At 40.5% G+C, this 20,486-nt stretch carries 19 protein-coding genes; all 19 read left to right on the top strand.

What is annotated here, in order from left to right; all coding sequences use genetic code 11:
- Positions 1-37 precede the first annotated feature (37 nt).
- The 19 genes from MKY84_RS09760 (at position 38) to pgsA (ending at position 20,480) form a co-directional block, all read left to right on the top strand.
- Positions 38-1,255 (top strand): pitrilysin family protein, encoded by a 1,218-nt coding sequence (locus MKY84_RS09760; protein ID WP_342525813.1) that lies wholly within the window; start codon positions 38-40, stop codon positions 1,253-1,255.
- Positions 1,256-1,309: 54 nt separating this feature from the next.
- Positions 1,310-1,549 (top strand): YlmC/YmxH family sporulation protein, encoded by a 240-nt coding sequence (locus MKY84_RS09755; protein ID WP_342525812.1) that lies wholly within the window; start codon positions 1,310-1,312, stop codon positions 1,547-1,549.
- A complete protein-coding gene (locus tag MKY84_RS09750; RefSeq protein ID WP_342525811.1) occupies positions 1,546-2,304 on the top strand; it encodes a hypothetical protein in 759 nt (252 codons plus the stop codon). Before MKY84_RS09755 ends, MKY84_RS09750 begins: the two co-directional genes overlap by 4 nt.
- The gene (locus tag MKY84_RS09745; RefSeq protein WP_342525810.1) at positions 2,249-2,878 is read left to right on the top strand and encodes a dipicolinate synthase subunit B; all 630 of its coding nucleotides are present in this window, start codon (positions 2,249-2,251) and stop codon (positions 2,876-2,878) included. Before MKY84_RS09750 ends, MKY84_RS09745 begins: the two co-directional genes overlap by 56 nt.
- A gap of 105 nt (positions 2,879-2,983) precedes the next feature.
- Positions 2,984-4,024, top strand: coding sequence for an aspartate-semialdehyde dehydrogenase (locus MKY84_RS09740; RefSeq protein WP_342525809.1), 1,041 nt, complete (start codon positions 2,984-2,986; stop codon positions 4,022-4,024).
- A complete protein-coding gene (dapA, locus tag MKY84_RS09735) occupies positions 4,021-4,929 on the top strand; it encodes a 4-hydroxy-tetrahydrodipicolinate synthase (protein ID WP_342525808.1) in 909 nt (302 codons plus the stop codon). The genes MKY84_RS09740 and dapA overlap by 4 nt, the downstream gene beginning before the upstream one ends.
- 107 nt (positions 4,930-5,036) lie before the next feature.
- Complete coding sequence (locus MKY84_RS09730) at positions 5,037-6,701, top strand: ribonuclease J (RefSeq protein ID WP_342525807.1); 1,665 nt, start codon at positions 5,037-5,039, stop codon at positions 6,699-6,701.
- Between the two features lie 117 nt (positions 6,702-6,818).
- On the top strand, positions 6,819-9,068 hold the full coding sequence (locus MKY84_RS09725) for a DNA translocase FtsK (RefSeq protein WP_342528881.1): 2,250 nt from the start codon (positions 6,819-6,821) through the stop codon (positions 9,066-9,068).
- A 146-nt stretch (positions 9,069-9,214) separates the two neighbouring features.
- Entirely contained in the window at positions 9,215-9,943 is a 729-nt protein-coding gene (locus MKY84_RS09720; RefSeq protein ID WP_342525806.1) for a GntR family transcriptional regulator, read from the top strand.
- A 45-nt stretch (positions 9,944-9,988) separates the two neighbouring features.
- Complete coding sequence (locus MKY84_RS09715) at positions 9,989-11,071, top strand: BMP family protein (RefSeq protein WP_342525805.1); 1,083 nt, start codon at positions 9,989-9,991, stop codon at positions 11,069-11,071.
- 142 nt (positions 11,072-11,213) lie between these two features.
- Entirely contained in the window at positions 11,214-12,761 is a 1,548-nt protein-coding gene (locus MKY84_RS09710) for an ABC transporter ATP-binding protein (RefSeq protein WP_342525804.1), read from the top strand.
- Entirely contained in the window at positions 12,751-13,800 is a 1,050-nt protein-coding gene (locus MKY84_RS09705) for an ABC transporter permease (protein ID WP_204589075.1), read from the top strand. The genes MKY84_RS09710 and MKY84_RS09705 overlap by 11 nt, the downstream gene beginning before the upstream one ends.
- Positions 13,801-14,763: an ABC transporter permease gene (locus tag MKY84_RS09700; protein WP_204589076.1), complete on the top strand. Its 963-nt coding sequence runs from the start codon at positions 13,801-13,803 to the stop codon at positions 14,761-14,763.
- A 104-nt stretch (positions 14,764-14,867) separates the two neighbouring features.
- Positions 14,868-16,130, top strand: a complete 1,263-nt coding sequence (locus tag MKY84_RS09695) for a pitrilysin family protein (RefSeq protein WP_342525803.1) — start codon at positions 14,868-14,870, stop codon at positions 16,128-16,130.
- Positions 16,131-17,426 (top strand): pitrilysin family protein, encoded by a 1,296-nt coding sequence (locus MKY84_RS09690; protein ID WP_342525802.1) that lies wholly within the window; start codon positions 16,131-16,133, stop codon positions 17,424-17,426.
- Complete coding sequence (locus MKY84_RS09685; RefSeq protein WP_342525801.1) at positions 17,413-18,138, top strand: SDR family oxidoreductase; 726 nt, start codon at positions 17,413-17,415, stop codon at positions 18,136-18,138. The genes MKY84_RS09690 and MKY84_RS09685 overlap by 14 nt, the downstream gene beginning before the upstream one ends.
- Positions 18,139-18,172: 34 nt before the next feature.
- Positions 18,173-18,973 (top strand): DUF3388 domain-containing protein, encoded by an 801-nt coding sequence (locus MKY84_RS09680; protein ID WP_342525800.1) that lies wholly within the window; start codon positions 18,173-18,175, stop codon positions 18,971-18,973.
- A gap of 18 nt (positions 18,974-18,991) precedes the next feature.
- A complete protein-coding gene (locus MKY84_RS09675) occupies positions 18,992-19,843 on the top strand; it encodes a RodZ domain-containing protein (RefSeq protein WP_342525799.1) in 852 nt (283 codons plus the stop codon).
- 58 nt (positions 19,844-19,901) lie between these two features.
- Positions 19,902-20,480 (top strand): CDP-diacylglycerol--glycerol-3-phosphate 3-phosphatidyltransferase, encoded by a 579-nt coding sequence (gene pgsA / locus MKY84_RS09670; RefSeq protein WP_342525798.1) that lies wholly within the window; start codon positions 19,902-19,904, stop codon positions 20,478-20,480.
- The last annotated feature ends 6 nt before the right edge of the window (positions 20,481-20,486 follow it).

Below are 20,486 nucleotides of genomic sequence, written 5' to 3'. Positions count from 1 at the left end.
TGCAGCTTTTGTACTACTAGCGAAAGGTCGAATCAACATGAGCAAACGAATATTACCTAATGGCGTTCGAGTTCTTTCCCATTCTATGGAGCACACTAGGTCTGTCTCTATAGGAGTATGGGTGGAAGCAGGGTCTCGCTATGAGTCCGCAAAAGAAGCGGGCATGGCGCACTTTATTGAACACATGCTTTTTAAAGGAACAACTACTAGAAGTGCAAAAGAATTAGCCATTGCTTTTGATAAAATTGGAGGCAATAGCAATGCCTATACCTCTAAAGAGCAGACATGTTATTACACGAGAGTGTTAGATAGCTACGCTCATCAAGCCGTAGAGTTATTAGCAGATATGCTATGGAACTCTGTTTTTGATCCTCAAGAAATCGAACGTGAAAAACAAGTCATCATTGAAGAAATTCATATGGTAGAAGATACACCTGACGATAGTGTGCATGAATACTTATGGGCTGGAATTTATGATAAGCACCCACTTGCTCAGCCTATTCTGGGTACCATAGAAACTGTCAACACATTTACGCAGGAGGAGCTAATTGCGTTTTACAAGCGTATGTACTATCCTTCCCGAATTATTGTATCTGTCGCAGGTAATATTGACGATAGGTTGTTAGATACTATCTGTCAGTTGTTCGGCAGCAATCACTGGGATTCACAATCAATTGCTCCTTTGACAAAAGGCGATTTTCATCCAGCTGCCGTTTGCAATGAACGGGAAATTGAACAAGCGCATGTGACACTTGCGTGGCCATCCACTGCTGTAAAAGATCCAAGCATTTATGCGATTGTACTGCTGCAAACAATGTTAGGCGGCTCGATGTCATCGCGTCTCTTCCAAGCCATTCGTGAGGAGAGAGGACTTGCTTATTCGATCTATTGTTATCAAACGTCTTATTTAGACAGTGGTGTTTTTGCTATTTATGGAGGCACATCAACAGACCAATTAACTGAGCTACTTGAGGCTGTCGACGATATCTTAGCTGAAGTAGTAGAAAAAGGATTTTCTGAAACGGAGCTCCAAAATGCAAAAGCACAGATAGAATCCAACCTTCTGCTGTCGCTTGAAAGTTCAACAACATGGATGAATCGACTGGCACAAAACGAAACGCTCTATGGCGAGCAGCATACAGTTGAATCGTATTTGCAAAAATACCAAGCTGTGACAAGTGATGATATCTTGAAAGCAGCTCAATTGTTTACACATCCAAAAGCAATTTCTATTGTTCAACCGTATTCGGTATAATTTCATGAAACTCCTCTTTTCTCTACACATATAGTAGGGGATAAGGGGGGTTTTATGCGTTTATCGGAGCTAGTAAGAAAAGAATTAGTAGGAATGCAGGACGGAAAAAAATATGGCCTACTTGAACATGCGGAACTTGTCATTGAACCACAGACAGGAGAATTGTTAGGGATTGAAGTGAAAAGCCCGAAGACTTGGAAAGGTAAAAATCGAGACACACTATTTTTTATTTCATGGCAAGACATACAAGTGATTGGAAATGAATATGTCTTATTCCAGCGTGAAAATTCATGAGAATAGTCATTATTGGAGAAGATAGCCGATACACAGCATTAGCAGAGCAACTGCAACACAAGGGAATTGCTACTGAACAATACATGAACTGGAATACTTTTTGCCAATCAAATGATGAAAATAACCAAGTCGATTTGCTGTTTCTTGCTATAGGAATGGTGCATGATCAAACAGAGTTAATCATTCCTTCCAACGTTAAAGAGATTTGGAGTGGTAACAAACATAGTTTTGTTGACTTTAATTCACAAAACGTGACCACCTATACGGCTGATGAAGATTGGTTGTGGATGAATGCCGATTTGACTGCCGAAAGTTTTCTGCATTGGTTTTATCACCACATGCCTAGACGAATTTCTTCTTATTTTTGGGAAATCGCAGGGTATGGTCGAGTAGCAAAAACCCTTGCTGTTAAATTGAAGGCATTGGGTGGAGAAGTGAGAATTCGAACGCGGTCTATCAGTCAGCAAGCAGAGGCTCGGCAACAAGGATTTCAAGCAGTTGATTTACTAACGTCTCTAAAGTTGGATTGTCTATGCATCAATACAATTCCGTATCAATGGTTAGATTCAAAAACTGCAAACAATGCTCATTGTGTCATTGACCTTGCATCTTTGCCAGGTGGCATCCAGCAGCCGGTAGATGTTTTATACTATCATCTATTAGCATTACCTGGCAAAGTGTACCCGCTGGATGCAGCAAATGACTTTATTCAATTATTTGAACGGAAGGGGATTTTCACTGAGTACTTTAGCTAATAAAAGGATAGGTTTTGGGGTGACCGCTTCGCATTGTACATTTCCTGAATTAGAGGGGATGATTACACAATTACTTAATGAAGGGGCAGAAGTGCATCCAATCGTTACGTACTCTGTGTTATCAGCAGATACTCGCTTTGGTAGTGGAGAACAGTGGGTAGCTAAACTTGAAGAATTATGTGGTCGCAAAGTAGTCACTACGATAGCAGGGGCGGAACCTTTTGGACCCATCACGCCGCTCGATTGTATGGTGATTTCTCCCCTCACAGGAAATTCACTGAGTAAATTTGCCAATGCCCAAACAGATTCACCTGTATTGATGGCTGCCAAGGCCACTCTTAGAAACCGAAAGCCAGTAGTCGTCGGTGTCTCTACAAATGACGCACTAGGAATGAACGGACCAAATGTTATGGCGCTGTTGCGTAGTAAAAACATTTACCTCATTCCTTTAGGGCAAGATGATCCGGTTAAAAAACCTACTTCTCTTGTAGCTGACTTTTCAAAACTTGCCAAAACTGTAGAAGCTGCACTTGATGGAGAACAACTCCAGCCCCTACTCATTTCTTATAGTTAATCTCTTCCGAAATATAATTTATAGTAATATTTATTTAATTTAATGAATTTTCATACCGTATATGATACAATATCGCCATTATGAATGCAGGAAGGGGAGTTTTGTGTGAGTGAGAGATATGTAGTCGCCATTGTTGGAGCGACAGGAGCAGTAGGTCAAAAAATAGCTGAGAAATTAGTTGAGAGGAATTTTCCCTACTCCCATTTAAAACTACTGGCGTCAAAACGATCTGCTGGTCAACAGCTTGATATAAATGGTCAGTCCTATGTAATAGAGGAAGCAACACCTGAAGCCTTTGAGGGTGTAAACTTTGCATTTTTCTCTGCAGGAGGAGATGTTTCTCGTCAACTAGCTAAAGAGGCGGTTGCAAGAGGGGCAGTTGTAATCGACAATACAAGCGCATTCCGCATGGACCCTGAAACACCGCTTGTTGTGCCAGAAGTAAATCCACAAGCTCTGCAAAATCACAAAGGGATTATTGCGAATCCCAACTGCTCAACTATTCAAATGGTTTGTGCTTTAGAGCCGCTTCGTCAGCAAGCCGGTCTCAAAAAAGTCATCGTTTCAACATACCAAGCAGTATCGGGTTCAGGAGCGGCAGCTATTGAAGAGTTAAAGAAAGAAAGTCATCAATTAGGGATAGAGCAACCAAATCCACAGGTGTTGCCAGTTAAGAGCCAACCAAAACATTATCCGATTGCTGGCAATCTCTTGCCGCAAATTGATGTATTTGAAGACAATGGTTTCACATTTGAAGAAATGAAGATGATGAATGAAACGAAAAAGATAATGGAATTGCCTTCACTAGCAATTGCTGCAACTTGTGTTCGTGTACCTGTCGTGACAGGTCATTCAGAATCTGTGTATTTAGAGACTGAGACGGAGTTATCCTATGAGGAAATTATCCAGCTGCTGTCGCAGGCTGACGGGATAGTTGTACAAGATGATCCAGCTAACCAGCACTACCCAATGCCTCTTTATGCAGAAAATACAGACCCTGTTTTCGTGGGAAGAATTCGAAAAGATCCAAACGAGAAGACGGGCATCCATTTATGGATAGTGGCAGATAATTTACTGAAAGGTGCTGCTTTGAATTCTATCCAAATAGCCGAAAAAATGATTGAACTGAATGGGGTGTCAAAGTGAATTTAGGAAAAGTATCAACTGCGCTTATCACACCTTTTACCGTCACAGGTGAAGTAGATTTCAACCAACTGGAAAGCGTAGTGAATCATCTAATCGACACGGGCACAGAGAGTATAGTGGTCAATGGAACAACGGCAGAATCACCTGTGCTCTCTCAAGAAGAGAAGCTTGCTGTTATTCAAGCAGTAGTCGAGTATGTCAATGGTCGTGTACCAGTTCTTGCTGGTACAGGTTCCAACAACACAGCTCAAACAATTGCTTTTACAAAACAAGTAGAAGTGTTAGGTGTGGATGGCTGCATGGTAGTAGCTCCTTACTACAATAAGCCGAATCAACGCAGCCTCGTCGCGCACTTCACTGCGATTGCAGATGCTGCTGAGAAGCCACTTATGCTTTATAACATTCCAGGCAGATCCGTGATCAATATGTCGGCTGAGACTACAGCAGAGTTAAGTCAACATCCCTCTATATTCTGGATGAAGGAAGCAAGTGGAGATGTTGGTCAAATCACTCGAGTAATTTCACAAAGTGAATCTCAATTTGGTGTATATAGTGGAGATGACGGCTTGTCGCTTCCACTGTATGCAATAGGTAGCAAAGGGATTGTATCTGTCGCTTCTCACATCGTAGGACGTGAGATGCAAGAGATGTTCCGAGCTTTTGATGCAGGGAATCATGTACTAGCTGCTCGATACCATCAACTTCTGCAGCCATTATTTGATGGTTTATTTACTTCGCCAAATCCAACGGTTGTCAAGTATGCTCTATCAAAACTTCATGGCTATTCGGATGCGGTACGTTTACCACTGTTAACACTGACTGATGAAGAGAAAGCGCAATTTGATCAACTATGGACAACTTTTGAAACGAATCGGAATAATTTACTTCAAACCATCGAAGACTGAGGAAACTCAGTCTTTTTTCTATTTTATCGATACTTTCTAAAACGACAGGAGTAGGCTATAATGAAGAATAGTGAGAAGGTACGGGTACTTATATAGGAGGAAATCAATTGAAAACTGTTAATGAAACATTACGAGTCATTCCACTAGGTGGAGTAGGAGAAATAGGGAAGGCAATGTATATCGTTGAAATCGATGATGAGATCTTTGTTGTAGATAGCGGTCTCATGTTCCCAGAGAATGAAATGCTAGGAATCGATATCGTCATTCCTGACCTAACTTATTTAGAAGAAAACAAAGATCGTGTAAAAGGAATCTTCTTAACGCATGGTCATGAAGATGCAATTGGATCAATTGCCTACTTGCTACAAAAAATTTCAGCACCAGTTTATGGTTCTAAGCTGACAATTGCGCTAGCTAAATTACATTTAAAAGATTTAAAACCAAAACAACCGGTTAAATTCTTTGAAGTAACTAATGCAAGCCGTATGAATTTCAACCGTACGCATGTGACGTTTTTCCATGTAACACACAGTATTCCCGATACCCTTGGAATCGTATTCCATACGTCAGAAGGACCAATCGTTTACACGAGTGAATTTAAGTTTGATCAATCGGCTCAAGGGAAATATGCTCCGGATTTAGCAAAACTTGCTCTGTTAGGTGAACAAGGGGTATTTATGTTGCTTTCTGATTCAACTGAAGCAGAACGTCCAGGGTACACAACATCTGAAACAGTTGTAGCCAATCAATTATCTGAAACATTTTATACGGCAGAAGGTCGTGTAATTGTAGCGCTTTATGCATCCAACTTTATCCGTATTCAACAAGTTCTTGATAAAGCAAAAGAAACGGGTAAAAAAGTAGCTTTTGCTGGTAGGACTCTTGAAACTACGATGAAGATTGCAATGGACTTAGGCTACATGACTGTCGGGGAAGATGTTTTAATTCCCTTGAAAGAGATCAGTACAATCGATGAAGATAAATTAGTCATCATCGTGTCAGGTACTCAAGGTGAGCCGCTAGAAGCTCTAGAAAAAATGGTTCGCAAGCAACACCGTGAAATTAAAATTAATGAAAAAGATACGGTTCTTATTACTTTCACACCATCACCAGGGATGGAAGTAAGTATGTATCAAACGATGAATAGTATAGCGAAAGCGGGAGCGCGCGTCTTAACTTCTGCAAAGAATGTTCACGTTTCTGGCCATGGTAGTCAAGAAGATTTAAAAATGATGATTAATTTTTTAAAGCCTAAGTACTTTATTCCTGTTCAAGGGGAGTATCGTATGTTGATTGCCCATTCAAAATTGGCACAGCAAACGGGAATGACTAAATCTCAAATTTTCATTGCTGATAAAGGAGACATAGTCGAATTTAAAAGCGGGAAAGTTCGCATGAGTGGCCGTGTAACGGCTGGGAATGTCTTAATTGACGGTATTGGAATTGGTGACGTTGGAAACATCGTTTTACGTGACCGTAAACTACTTTCACAAGATGGTATCTTTATCGTCGTAGTGACACTAGACCGTAAGAAGAGAAAAATTGCATCAGGTCCCGAGGTTCTTTCACGTGGGTTTGTTTATGTACGGGAATCAGAAGAACTGTTGCTAGAAGCACAACAAAAAGTAAAAACAGTAGTTGAAAAATACACAAATAAAGAATCTTTCGAATGGACAAACATCAAGCAAGAAATACGTGATACACTCCATTCTTATCTATTCCAACAAACAAAAAGAAGACCGATGATTATTCCGATCATTATGGAATATTAAGGCGTAAAGGGTTTCCACCTTTCGGGGAGGAAACCCTTTTTTACACTAGTAAGTGAGGTGAATAATGTGGCACGAAAACAAACGAAACGAAAACCAGCAAAAAAGAAAAAGACACCCATGCATCCCTTGCTATTTGAAATTATCGGGATTCTACTAATTGGCTTAGCTGTCATTGGGCTTTTCCAATACGGTCCAGTTGGCGGAGGCATACATTTTATAGGCCAATCATTATTTGGTAATTGGCACGGGGCATTACCGTTCTTTATGATTCTCTATGCACTTTGGATGATGGTCAAACAATCGTTTCCAAAATGGACAAACCGTATAACGACGGGCGCACTTATTGCGTTCACCGGAGTGTTGATGATCAGTCACCATTTTATGATGGAACAACGAGCGGAAATGGGATTTGATGTCGCTCCTTCCGTAATGAAAGAAACTATTACTGTTTTATTTTCTGATACTGTCACATCAAACGTTGGTGGTGGATTAATAGGTGGTATGTTGTATGCTGCAGCGAGAGCACTGCTTGCTCAGAATGGTGCTGTAATCGTTGCTTGGATTCTCATCTCGATTGGATTAATTTTAATTACAGGAAAGGCACTTATTCCGTGGCTTGCCAAGCATTCTAAAGAGCTTGGAATTTCTGGTTTTGATTCTGTTCGAGAATGGATGCAAACGAAAGCGCAGGAGCCAAAGACAAAGCAACCACGAGTCACTCGTAAAAAAGAGAACACCCTTCCACAAGCATCGACCGAGGAAAGTGTTTTAACCACTACAGAGGTTGACTTGCAAGAAGATGTACCGCAACAAGCACCTATTATTTCTGCTTTCAATGAAAGACCAAAACCAACTAAAGTAGAAGCAGAACCAACGGGGGATGAAGAGGTACTAAAAGAAGTAGAAATCAATTTGGTTGGGCAAGAACTAGAAAATGAAGCCTATATTTTACCGAGCTTTGATTTACTGACGCCTTCACCACATACCGATCAAAGTTCAGAATTAGGGGCTATTCAAACAAATGCTAAAAAATTAGAGCAAACTTTCTTAAGCTTCGGTGTCAAAGCAAAAGTGACACAAGTTCATTTAGGACCAGCCGTTACAAAATATGAAGTGTTGCCTGATGTTGGAGTGAAGGTAAGTAGAATTGTCAGCTTGAGTGACGATTTAGCTCTAGCTTTAGCTGCGCGTGATATTCGAATTGAAGCACCAATTCCTGGTAAATCAGCCATTGGAATTGAAGTGCCGAATTTAGAAGTAGCAATGGTAAGTTTGCGAGAGGTTCTTGAAGAGAGCACTGTAAGTAACCCAGGAAAATTGGCGGTTGCACTTGGACGCGATATTACTGGAAAAGCAGTTGTTGCTGAACTTAACAAAATGCCCCATTTATTAGTAGCGGGTTCAACGGGATCTGGTAAGAGTGTGTGTATGAATGGCATTATTGTTAGTTTAATGATGCGTGCTAAACCACATGAAGTAAAAATGATGATGATTGATCCAAAAATGGTAGAACTAAATGTCTATAACGGTATTCCGCATCTACTGGCACCAGTAGTAACGGATCCTCGCAAAGCATCTCAAGCCTTGAAGAAAATTGTTTCAGAGATGGAACGCCGCTATGATCTGTTTTCACATACTGGTACTCGAAATATGGAAGGGTACAATCAGTTTGTAGATAAATGGAATAGTGAAAATGAAGAACAGCATGCCAAGCTCCCATTCATTGTCGTATTTGTCGATGAGTTAGCCGATTTAATGATGGTAGCTTCAAACGATGTGGAAGATTCTATCACCCGTTTAGCTCAGATGGCGCGAGCATCAGGTATTCACCTGATCATTGCCACTCAGCGACCAAGTGTCGATGTCATTACAGGTATTATTAAAGCAAACATACCTTCTCGAATAGCCTTCTCCGTATCGTCTGCCATTGACTCTCGTACTATACTTGATATGGGTGGAGCAGAAAAATTACTAGGTAGAGGCGATATGTTGTTTCATCCTTCGGGAAATTCAAAACCTGTTCGTGTACAAGGTGCTTTTGTTTCCGATTCGGAAGTCGAACGTATTGTTGATGCAGTAATTGAACAACAAAAAGCAAATTATGTGGAAGAAATGATTCCTTCAGAAATTGAAGAAACCGTACATCAAGAAGAGCGGGATGATTTATTTGATGATGCGGCCCAACTAGTGATGGAGATGCAAACGGCTTCCGTTTCGATGATTCAACGTCGCTTCCGAGTTGGTTACTCAAGAGCTGCTCGAATCATTGATCAATTAGAATTAGCTGGTATTGTTGGACCATACGAAGGCTCCAAACCACGACAGGTTTTAATGAACCGTGGGACATACGATACGGAAGAAGTATGACAAAATGATTACAAAAAGATTAAAAGTTTTGCAATTTAAGTGAAAAAACTATTTATTTTTAAGATTTAAAATGGTATAGTATGACTGATTAGTAGGAATGTTTTACATCAGAGGTCTGATCTCTTTGGTTATTGGTGGTGTTGCACGTGTCAATTAAGATTGATCAACGGCATTTATATTTGCAAGTTATCGATCGAATTAAGAAAGATATAGACAATGGTGTGTTCAAAGAGAAGGAAAAACTTCCCTCTGAATTCGAACTCGCAAAAATGCTGGGTGTCAGCCGAGCCACTTTGCGCGAAGCTCTTCGTTTGCTCGAGGAAGAGAATGTGATTGTCAGACGCCATGGAGTAGGTACATTTATTAATTCAAAACCTGTATTTACTTCTGGTATCGAGCATCTTTCCAGTGTTTCATCCATGATTAAGCAAGCAGGAATGGAACCTGGAGTTATTTATTTAAGTTCTTTGCAATCGCTTCCAACAGAAGAAGACATTCAACGTTTTGGTTGCGCAAAGGAAGATTTAATCGTTTCGATTGAGCGTGTTAGAACAGCAGATGGTGATCCTGTCGTCTATTGTGTAGATAAAGTACCAGCTAAATATCTTCCAGAAGATTATTTAAGCCGTCAAGAAGGTTCCTTATTCTCTGCATTAGAACAGTCAGGTGACCTTCGCGTCTCTCACGCCGTTACGTTTATCGATCCAATGGGCTACCATGATGTGGCTTCACCGACATTAAACTGTGAGCCAGAAACGGCACTTCTTGTGTTGAAGCAGCTTCATTACGATGAGCAAGATCGCGTAGTTCTCTACTCGAAGAATTATTTTCGGGCAGATAAGTTTAGCTTTCACGTAATTCGTAAACGGGTGTAATCGTCAATTCCTACTAATAAGAAACTAATTTTGGGGGTTTTTAACGTGTCAAAACGCAAATACGGTTTAGGTCTTTCAGTAATGTTAGCAGCAGGTACTCTTCTTGCAGCGTGTGGTTCTGATGAAGAAACTACAGAAAACAACACTGGTTCAACTGGTGGGGATACAGAGACAGAAGAAACATCTGATTTCTCAGTAGCAATGGTTACTGACGTAGGTGGAGTGGATGACAAATCATTCAACCAATCTGCTTGGGAAGGTATTAAAATGTTTGGGGAAGATAACGGCCTAGAGCAAGGCGATGGCGGTTATGATTACCTACAATCAGCTTCAGACGCTGACTACGTAACAAACCTTAACAACCTAGTTCGTCGTGACTTTGACGTGGTATTCGGAATTGGTTTCTTAATGGAAGCAGCTGTAAATGATATCGCTATGCAACAACCGGAAGCACAACTTGCAATCATTGATGCAGTTGTAGATCAGCCAAATGTTGCATCTGTTCTTTTCAAAGAGCAAGAGGGAGCATTCCTAGCAGGAGTTGCTGCAGCATTAATGTCTGAATCAAAGCAAATCGGTTTTGTTGGTGGAATGGAAATTCCAGTAATCGAGCGCTTTGAAGCTGGTTTCCTTGCTGGTGTTGAAGCAGTAGATCCATCAATCGAAGTAGATGTTCAGTACACGGGCTCATTCGATGATGCTTCTCTTGGTAAAACAACTGCAAACCGCATGTACTCTTCAGGCGTAGATATTATTTTCCACGCAGCTGGTGGTACTGGTAATGGAGTATTCGCAGAAGCGAAAGAGCGTAAAACAAAAGATGCTGACGCATTTGTATGGGTTATCGGAGTTGACTCTGACCAATACGAAGAAGGTGCTGTTGGCGATACAAACGTAACACTAACTTCTATGTTGAAGCGTGTTGACCAAGCGGTTTACCGCATCTCTGAACAAGCTGCAGCTGGAGAATTCCCTGGTGGAGAGCAAACAGTTTACGGTTTAGCTGAAGAAGGCGTTGGCCTTGCTGATTCTCGTGGAGCAATTCCAGAAGATATTATGGCTCAAATCGAAGAATTCCAACAACAAATTATCGACGGTGAAATCACTGTTCCAGAAACAATGGAGTAATTGAACGGCAAGAATCATAAAGACCGATTGAGAATCGGTCTTTATGTTCTTTTTTTAGCTAAAATTCCAAATAATAGATGAAAGATCTAGTCAAACTAAATCTTTCATGTGTTATTTAGAAAGTAGAATTGGAGTGATACAAGTGGAGTATGTAATCGAGATGCTGAACATCCGAAAAGAGTTTGGGAACTTCGTAGCAAATGATAATATCACCCTGCAATTAAAAAAGGGAGAAATCCATGCGCTTCTCGGAGAAAATGGTGCCGGAAAATCCACATTGATGAATGTTCTTTTTGGTCTCTATCAGCCTGAAGCCGGTGAAATCCGTGTAAAAGGTCAGACTGTAAATATAGCAAACCCAAATATCGCAAATGATTTGGGAATCGGTATGGTTCACCAACACTTTATGTTAGTGGAAAACTTTACGGTAACAGAAAATATTATTCTTGGTAATGAATTAACTAAGGGCGGCGTCATAGACAAAAAAGTAGCTGCAAAAAAAATCACGGAACTATCTGAAATGTACGGGCTTGATGTTGACCCAAATGCAAAAATTGAAGATATTTCAGTCGGTATGCAACAACGTGTCGAAATCTTGAAAACGCTTTATCGTGGAGCGGAAATTCTAATTTTTGACGAGCCGACTGCTTCTCTAACGCCACAAGAGATCGATGATTTGATTCAGATCATGAAACGATTAATTGCAGAAGGAAAATCCATCATTTTAATTACGCATAAACTAAAAGAAATCATGGAAGTGTCTGATCGCGTTACAGTTATCCGAAAAGGACAAGGGATTGGAACAGTTGTTACAACAGAAACAAATCCTGATGAATTGGCATCTCTTATGGTAGGTCGCCAAGTAGAATTTAAAACAGTGAAAAAAGATGCCACTCCAGGTGAAGATACACTTATTATTAAAGATCTATCAGTACAAGATTACCGTGGCATCGATAAGGTGAAAAACCTATCACTCACTGTTCGAAAAGGTGAAATTCTTGGACTTGCGGGAATTGACGGAAATGGTCAGAGTGAATTGATTGAAGCCATTACAGGACTTCGCAAAATTAAATCCGGTACGATTTCTCTTAACGGTAAGGACATAACAGGATTGAAGCCACGCCAAGTAACGGAAAGTGGTATCGGACATATTCCAGAAGATCGTCATAAGCATGGTCTTATCTTGGATTTCCCAATTGGCCACAACATTGCCCTGCAAACGTACTATAAAGAGCCAATTGCAAAAAATGGCATTATGAATTACAACAAAGTTTCTGAACTTGCGAAAAAAATTATTGCTGATTACGACGTGCGTACTACAGGTGAAGATGCATTAGCTCGCTCACTTTCTGGAGGAAATCAGCAAAAAGCAATTATTGGTCGGGAAGTGTATCGTGATCCGGAAATTCTTATTGCTGCACTTCCTACGCGAGGTCTAGACGTTGGGGCTATCGAGTTCATTCACCAACGCCTAATTGAACAACGAGATAACGGTAAAGCTGTATTACTACTATCGTATGAATTGGACGAAGTCATGAACGTTTCAGATCGTATCGCGGTTATGTACGACGGCTATATCATCGATACACTTGATCCAAAACAAACTACGGAGCAAGAGCTTGGTCTGTTAATGGCAGGACAAGCAAAGCAGAAACGATCAAAACAGGGGGAGACAACTCATGTCGAATAGAGTAATCAACATCCTCGTGCCTGTTGTTTCCGTCGTATTGGGTCTTATTGTAGGAGCAATTATTATGCTTTTCAGTGGATATGATCCAATCGAAGGCTATGGAGCATTGTGGAGGGGTATTTTTGGAGACGCGTATGCCGTCGGAGAGACGATTCGTCAAATTACACCGTATATTTTAGCTGGACTTGCAGTTGCGTTTGCATTCCGCACAGGCCTTTTCAACATTGGAGTTGAAGGACAGCTCATTGTCGGATGGTTTGCAGCAGCATGGGTAGGTGTAACATTTACGGATCTACCAACAATTGTGCATTTGCCACTTGCACTTATTGCAGCGGCTTTAGCGGGAGCGTTCTGGGGATTGATTCCAGGCCTATTAAAAGCAAAACTTCAAGTTCATGAAGTAATCGTCACAATTATGATGAACTACATTGCACTATTTGTTACAAACGCATTGATTCGCTCAATTTCAGATGGTGGGGACAATACAGGTCGTATTGCAGAGAGTGCTTCTCTAGCATCGCCTTTTTTACAAGGACTTACAGACTTCTCTCGTTTACACTACGGGATCCTAATTGCCCTTGCGATGGTATTCGTCATGTGGTTCATTTTAGAGAAAACAAAAACAGGGTTTGAGTTAAAAGCGGTTGGATTTAATCAAAATGCTTCAGAATACGCAGGTATGAACGTGAGCCGTAACATTATCATGTCGATGGTAATCGCTGGGATGTTTGCTGGTCTTGCAGGTGCGATGGAAGCATTAGGAACTTTCCAGTATGCCAACGTTAAAGGTGGATTCACTGGAATTGGTTTTGATGGAATTGCGGTTGCCTTATTAGGCGCCAATACGCCACTTGGTGTCGTATTTGGTGCAGCCTTATTTGGTGCATTGAAATACGGATCTCTTAACATGCCAAACGAAGCAGGTGTACCAGTAGAAATTGTATCGATTGTAATTGCAGTCATCATTTTCTTCGTAGCATCTGGGTATGTCATTCGTTTGTTCTTAGAAAAAATCGGCAAGAAAAAGGAGGCGAAATAAATGAGCGCCTTTTTAGATGCACTTTATTTCATTATCCCCGTTTCGATCGCCTATGCAGCACCTCTTATCTTTGTAGCAATCGGTGGTGTGTTCTCTGAGAAGTCAGGGGTTGTCAACATCGGGTTAGAAGGACTTATGGTGATGGGAGCATTTGTTGGGATTGTGTTCAATTTAACATTTGCCGATCAGCTTGGTGGAATGACGATTTGGTTTGCGCTTCTTGCAGCCATGGTCGTATCAGGAATTTTCTCACTACTCCATGCGGTTGCATCCATTACATTCCGTGCAGATCAAGTAATCTCAGGGGTTGCCATCAACATGCTTGGAGTAGCATTATCGATCTTTGCTGTAAAACTGATTTATGATAAAGGCCAAACGGATTATATTTCTCAACAATTCATTCGTTTTGATATTCCGGGATTAAGCGAAATTCCTGTAATCGGTCCAATGTTCTTTAATGATGTGTATGCAACGTCTATTTTGGCAATTACGATTGCTATTCTTGCTTGGTTTGTTATCTACAAAACACCATTTGGACTTCGACTTCGTTCAGTCGGTGAACATCCAATGGCGGCAGATACAATGGGTGTAAAAGTAAACCGTATGCGTTATATTGCGGTTGTCATCTCAGGTATGCTTGCAGGTATTGGTGGAGCTGCCTATGCACAGACGATTTCATATGAGTTCTCTCAATCGACAATCAATGGTCAAGGATTCATGGCATTAGCGGCTATGATTTTTGGTAAATGGCATCCACTGGGTGCAATGGGGGCAGCGCTATTCTTCGGTTTAGCACAGTCACTCAAAATTGTGGGTGGATCCATTGACTTCATCAGCCAAGTGCCAAGTGTGTATCTAGACATCTTACCGTATGTCTTGACTATCCTTGCATTAGCTGGGTTTATTGGAAAAGCAAGCGCTCCTAAAGCGATTGGTAAACCATATATTAAAGGGAAACGCTAATTTATTGAAAAGGCCTCCAATTTGGAGGTCTTTTTTCATGGCTAAACAATAGTCGTAGCTAGATGATAGTGGTACACTAAACGGTAGAGAAAGGGGCCTTTATATTGTTTACCACTCAAACTATTGTTCCTGGCGTGCGTTTATATACGATGCCTACTAAACAGTTCAAAACGATTACACTTTCAATCAAAATGACAACAGCACTATCTGCAGAAAATGCAGGGCTACGAACAGTCCTTTCAAATTTATTGCAGTATAGCAATCAGTTAACAAATACCAATAGTGCATTCCGTCAAAAGCTCGATGAGTTGTACGGAACTTCTATCTATCTCGACACAATGAAGCGTGGAGATAAACATACGGTGTATTTGAATGCCGATTTTGTAAATGATACGTATTTAAATGAACGTAATTTAACAGAAGAGGTCCTCGAACTTATTCATGCCATTCTGTTTAAGCCTAGTTTTTTAAGTGAGGATTTTGATGAACGCATCTTTGATCGTGAGAAAAAGCAAGTGATTACACGAGTCGATTCATTATATGAAGATAAATCACGATACGCGCAACACAGATTACTCGAACTTATTCGACCAAATCATCCAGCGTCAATTTCGGCAATGGGAGAGAAAACTTTCATACAAGCCATTACACTAGATCAGATCAAAGAAGCCTACCAGTCCATGATTCAGCATGATGATATCTCTATTTATGTAGTCGGGGATATTGATCCAGAGGGGTATAAGAATGCTCTACAAGCTAGCCTACCTTTTACGCAACGTGAATTTGGCAGTCGTACTCAAACTCAAGTTCTACAAACGCCTTTTAATGAAACGGTTGAAGCAATGGATATGAAACAAGCAAAACTCCACATTGCTTATGAAACACCTATCACGTCGGCATCAGCAGAATTCCCAGCAATGCAAGTATTGAACGGTGTATTAGGAGCGTATCCACACTCCAAATTATTCACGAATGTTCGTGAGAAAGAGAGTCTTGCTTATTATGCATCGAGCTCTTTTGCTTCTTCTTATGGGTTGTTGTTTGCTGTTAGCGGCATTGATCCGAGTCAAAAGGAAAAAGCAGAATCTGTCATTGATCAACAATTAGAGCTCGTCAAACAAGGGGAAATCTCTGATCGTGAGTTTTTACAAACTAAATCGATGTTGAAAAATCAATTGATGGAAATAAAAGATTCCGCACGGGGATTAATTGAAGTATTTGAATCTTATCAAGAAATTGATCCTTCCTTCTCATTAGATGGATGGGCTGCCAAATGGGAGACAATCTCTAAACAAGATGTCAGCGAACTGGCAAAAACAATCACAAAAATTCATACGTATTTCTTAACTACGAAGGAGGTCAATTAAGTGAATGAACTCCATTTTGAACAATTAAATGAGACGCTTTATCATGAAAAATTACCAAACGGGCTTGATGTATATGTCTTGCCTAAAGTTGGTTTTTCAAAAACATATGTGACATTTACAACGAAATACGGTTCGATTGATAATCATTTTGTTCCTCCAGGAAAAGATGAAGTGCGCGTACCCGATGGAATTGCTCATTTTTTAGAACATAAGATGTTTGAGAAAGAAGATGGGGATGTATTCCAAAAGTTTAGTGAGGCGGGAGCTTCTGCAAATGCTTTCACGTCCTTCACTAGAACGGCATACCTTTTTTCAGCTACTGATAAAATTGACAAGCATACAAATACGCTTCTTGATTTTGTTCAGCAGCCTTACTTTACAGAAGCAACTGTGAATAAAGAAAAAGGCATTATTGCTCAAGAAATAACAATGTACGATGATATGCCGGATTGGCGCTTGTATTTTGGTACAATAGAAAATATGTACCATCAACATCCTGTGAAAATTGATATTGCAGGAACTGTAGAGTCCATTCAAGATATTACGGCGGAGCATTTGTATTTGTGCCACGAAACATTTTATCACCCATCAAACATGGTATTGTTTGCTGTAGGAGCAGTTGAGCCTAAGGCATTCTTGGAATTAGTGAAAAAAAACCAAGTTTCAAAACAATTCCAAGACAAACCGGAAGTTGTGCATATGCTACCTGCAGAGCCAGACGAAGTAGCTGTGCCTTACAGAGAAATGACAATGGATGTCGTTCAACCAAAGGTTCTCTTTGGGATCAAAGCGCCAATCAAAGCAGTCTCTGGTGAAGAAATGCTTCGTTATGAGCTAGCCATGCAGTCAGTGCTAGATATTTTGTTTGGCAGGTCTTCATCATTTTTTGAGAAAACGTATGAACTAGGTTTAATTGATGAATCGTATTCGGCAGACTTTTCTTTAGAGGGCAGCTATGGATTCACAATGATCGGATCAGACACTGTTCAACCTGATGAATTAATTAAAGTTATTCGTGAGCAACTCGCAGTACCGTTTTCAGAATATCCATCAGTTGAAGAACAACTCGAAAGAACAAAAAAACGTAAGATAGGATTGTTTATGCGCTCTTTAAATTCAATCGAATATATAGCGAACCAATTCACACGCTATCGCTTTAATGACATGGAATTATTCCAAGTGCTACCTGTCGTTGAAACGCTTACTCTAGAAGATTTGCAAAGAGCTTATGAACAGTTGCAAAACACGGCAAGACATACCCAGTTTGTCATTCTTCCGTCAAATGAGAACGAATAAGTTTGCTCTAGTCATTGGTGCTTCCGGCTCCATAGGGGAAGCTTGTGCACGTCGGTTAGCTTCAGAAGGATGGAATATCTATCTGCATTATGTTCAATCTATAGACAAAATCCAAGCTTTACAGCAGGAGTTGCAAACTAACTTTCCGGATCAAATGTTTAATACACTTTGCTTTTCAATAGAATCTAGAGGACACTTTGACTTCTCCTCTATATTTGAGTTGGACGCCATTGTTTTTGCACATGGAAAAACTGTTTATGAAGAATTTATTGCTACGACTCGCGAGCAGACTCAATCAATGTTTGACCAGTATGTGGTGGGTCCTCAACTTCTACTTCAAAGCTTCTACCCAAAGTTAACAAATGGTTCTGTAGTTTTTATAGGTTCCATATTTGGGGCTAAGGGGGCAGCTTGGGAAGTAGCTTATAGTGCAGCGAAGGCAGCGCAAATTGGACTCATGAAAAGTCTGGCAAGAGAATGGGCAACGATTCCAATTAGAGTGAATATGATTGAAGCAGGCTATATCCAGTCTTCTATTCATGAACATTTGACAGTAGAGGATGAAGAGATAACGATTCAATCCATTCCGGTAAAACGCAAAGGACGTCCAGAAGATGTGGCGAATGCCGTAGCTTTTCTTCTTTCAACGGACAGCGGATTCATTACTGGCCAGTGTATTGCAGTTGATGGAGGATGGAATCTTACCAGCTAAGCATTTACGGTAAAGAAGGCAAGGAGGAGCAATTATGTCAACCGAATGGTTTTTTGAGTATGAAATTCAAATTAATAGACCAGGACTTTTAGGCGATATTGCATCGCTATTGGGTATGCTTCGCATAACAATTGTCACCATTAACGGTGTTGATGAAGGACGGCGTGGCATGTTGCTTAATGCACAATCTAAGTCGAGCATAGATCGTTTTGAACACATTATTTCAACAATGGAAACGATTCAACTCACGAAATACAGAGAGCCAAAACTTCGCGACCGTCTAGCTGTTAGACATGGTCGCTACATACAGCGTGATTTAGATGATCGCAAAACATTTCGTTTTGTGCGAGATGATTTAGGTTTGCTAGTCGATTTCATGGCAGAAATATTCAAACAAGACGGTCACAAGTTAATAGGGATACGGGGAATGCCGCGCGTAGGAAAAACAGAGTCCGTTGTGGCGTCCAGTGTTTGTGCCAATAAAAAATGGATTTTTCTGTCGTCAACTATGATCAAGCAAACCGTACGTAGCCAGTTGATGGGGGATGAATTTAGCAAACAAAACATCTTTATTTTAGATGGCATTGTGACTAGAAAATCATCCGATGAGCGACATCATCAATTGGTAAAAGAAATGATGCGTATGCCCACTATTAAAGTAGTCGAGCATCCGGATATGTTTGTGCAACACTCAGAGTACTCAATTGAAGATTTTGATTATATTATTGAGCTTCGCCATTCGCCTGATGAAGAAATCACTTATGAAATGATGGAAAGAAATCAGGGAAATAATGATTTTGGCGGATTTGGTGGGTTCGGTGGATTTGAATTTTAAAAAAGGCAGGTGAATGATGTGTCAGAATTAGGTGCTCGTCTTCGTCAAGCGAGAACTGATAAAAATCTCTCTATTGAAGATATACAAGCGTTAACCAAAATACAAAAACGCTATTTACATGGAATAGAAGAAGGCAACTATGAATCGATGCCGGGCCCTTTTTATGTGCGCGCTTTCGTTCGTCAATATGCAGAGGCAGTCGGTTTGAATGGCGATGAAATTATAGAACAATATCGAAATGATTTACCGGTAGCGGCCAAAACTGCCGCTCCTCAAATGGCAGCTTCCACTGCCTCACGACGTTCCTATCGTTCAGGTAGTCGTGCAATGGAAATTTTCCCAATGATTTTAGTGGCATTGTTCGTGGTGGCTATTTTAGCTATTGCGTATCTACTTTCACAGCGTGCGCCAGTGGATGCCCCTGTAGAGGAAGTAGGAGAAACTGAAATCGTGATTGAGACGCAACAACCAGAATCAACGCCAGCAGGTGAAGAGGAAGAAGAAACAGAAGAGTCAGTAGAAGAAGAGACTGAAGCTGAGCCAGAGTCAGAAGTGTCGATCACTCCAACTGGTGCTCAAGGGGAAGACTCATTTTATGATGTGACGGGAACAGAATCATTAACTATTCGCATTGATTTTTCAGGAGATTCTTGGTTATCCATTCAAAATCAAGCTCGAGAAGAGTTACTTCCTGTTGCTCGAGTTTATACAGCAGAAGATGCTAGTTATTCCTTTGAAGTACCAGCAAACGGAACCTATCGAGTTCGTGTCGGTGTGACTTCAGCTGCTCAAGTTTTTGTTAATGACACACCGGTAGAATTCCAAACTGGTCGTAACTCAGAAAATTTATATTTCAACTGGAGTGAATAACAGACGCCTTGTCCGCCAAAGGGCAGGGCCTGTTTTCTTAGTGAAAGGAGAGACAATCATGAATTTACCAAATAAAATTTCGTTATTCCGAATTTTTTTAATCCCTATTTTTATGGTGTTCATGTTAATTGATTTCGGGTTCGGAGAATTAACACTGCTAGGTGCTACGATTCCGGTCGGTCACTTAATAGGAGCCATTATTTTTATTTTTGCTTCTATCACAGATTTTATTGATGGTTACATTGCGCGGAAACATAATCTTGTAACGAACATGGGTAAGTTTTTAGATCCACTAGCAGATAAGTTGTTAGTATCGGCTGCGTTAATATTACTTGTGGAGTTTGATTTAGCACCTGCGTGGATTGTAATTATCATTATTAGCCGCGAATTTGCAGTTACAGGCTTACGTTTAATATTAGCCGGTGGTGGTGAGGTTGTTGCCGCAAACCAACTAGGTAAAATTAAGATGTGGACACAAATTGTTGCCATCTCTGCTTTATTACTTGGTAATATTGGTTTTGAATTAATTGGCTTCCCATTTGCCACGATTATGCTATACATTTCATTAGTGTTCACTGTATGGTCTGGTTACGATTACTTCTATTTAAATCGTCGTGTCTTGCTGGATTCAAAATAAGGAGGC

This window comes from Chryseomicrobium sp. FSL W7-1435, from assembly GCF_038595005.1.
In the GTDB taxonomy this organism is placed as follows: Bacteria; Bacillota; Bacilli; order Bacillales_A; family Planococcaceae; genus Chryseomicrobium.
This window is presented reverse-complemented; position numbering and strand designations above follow the sequence as displayed.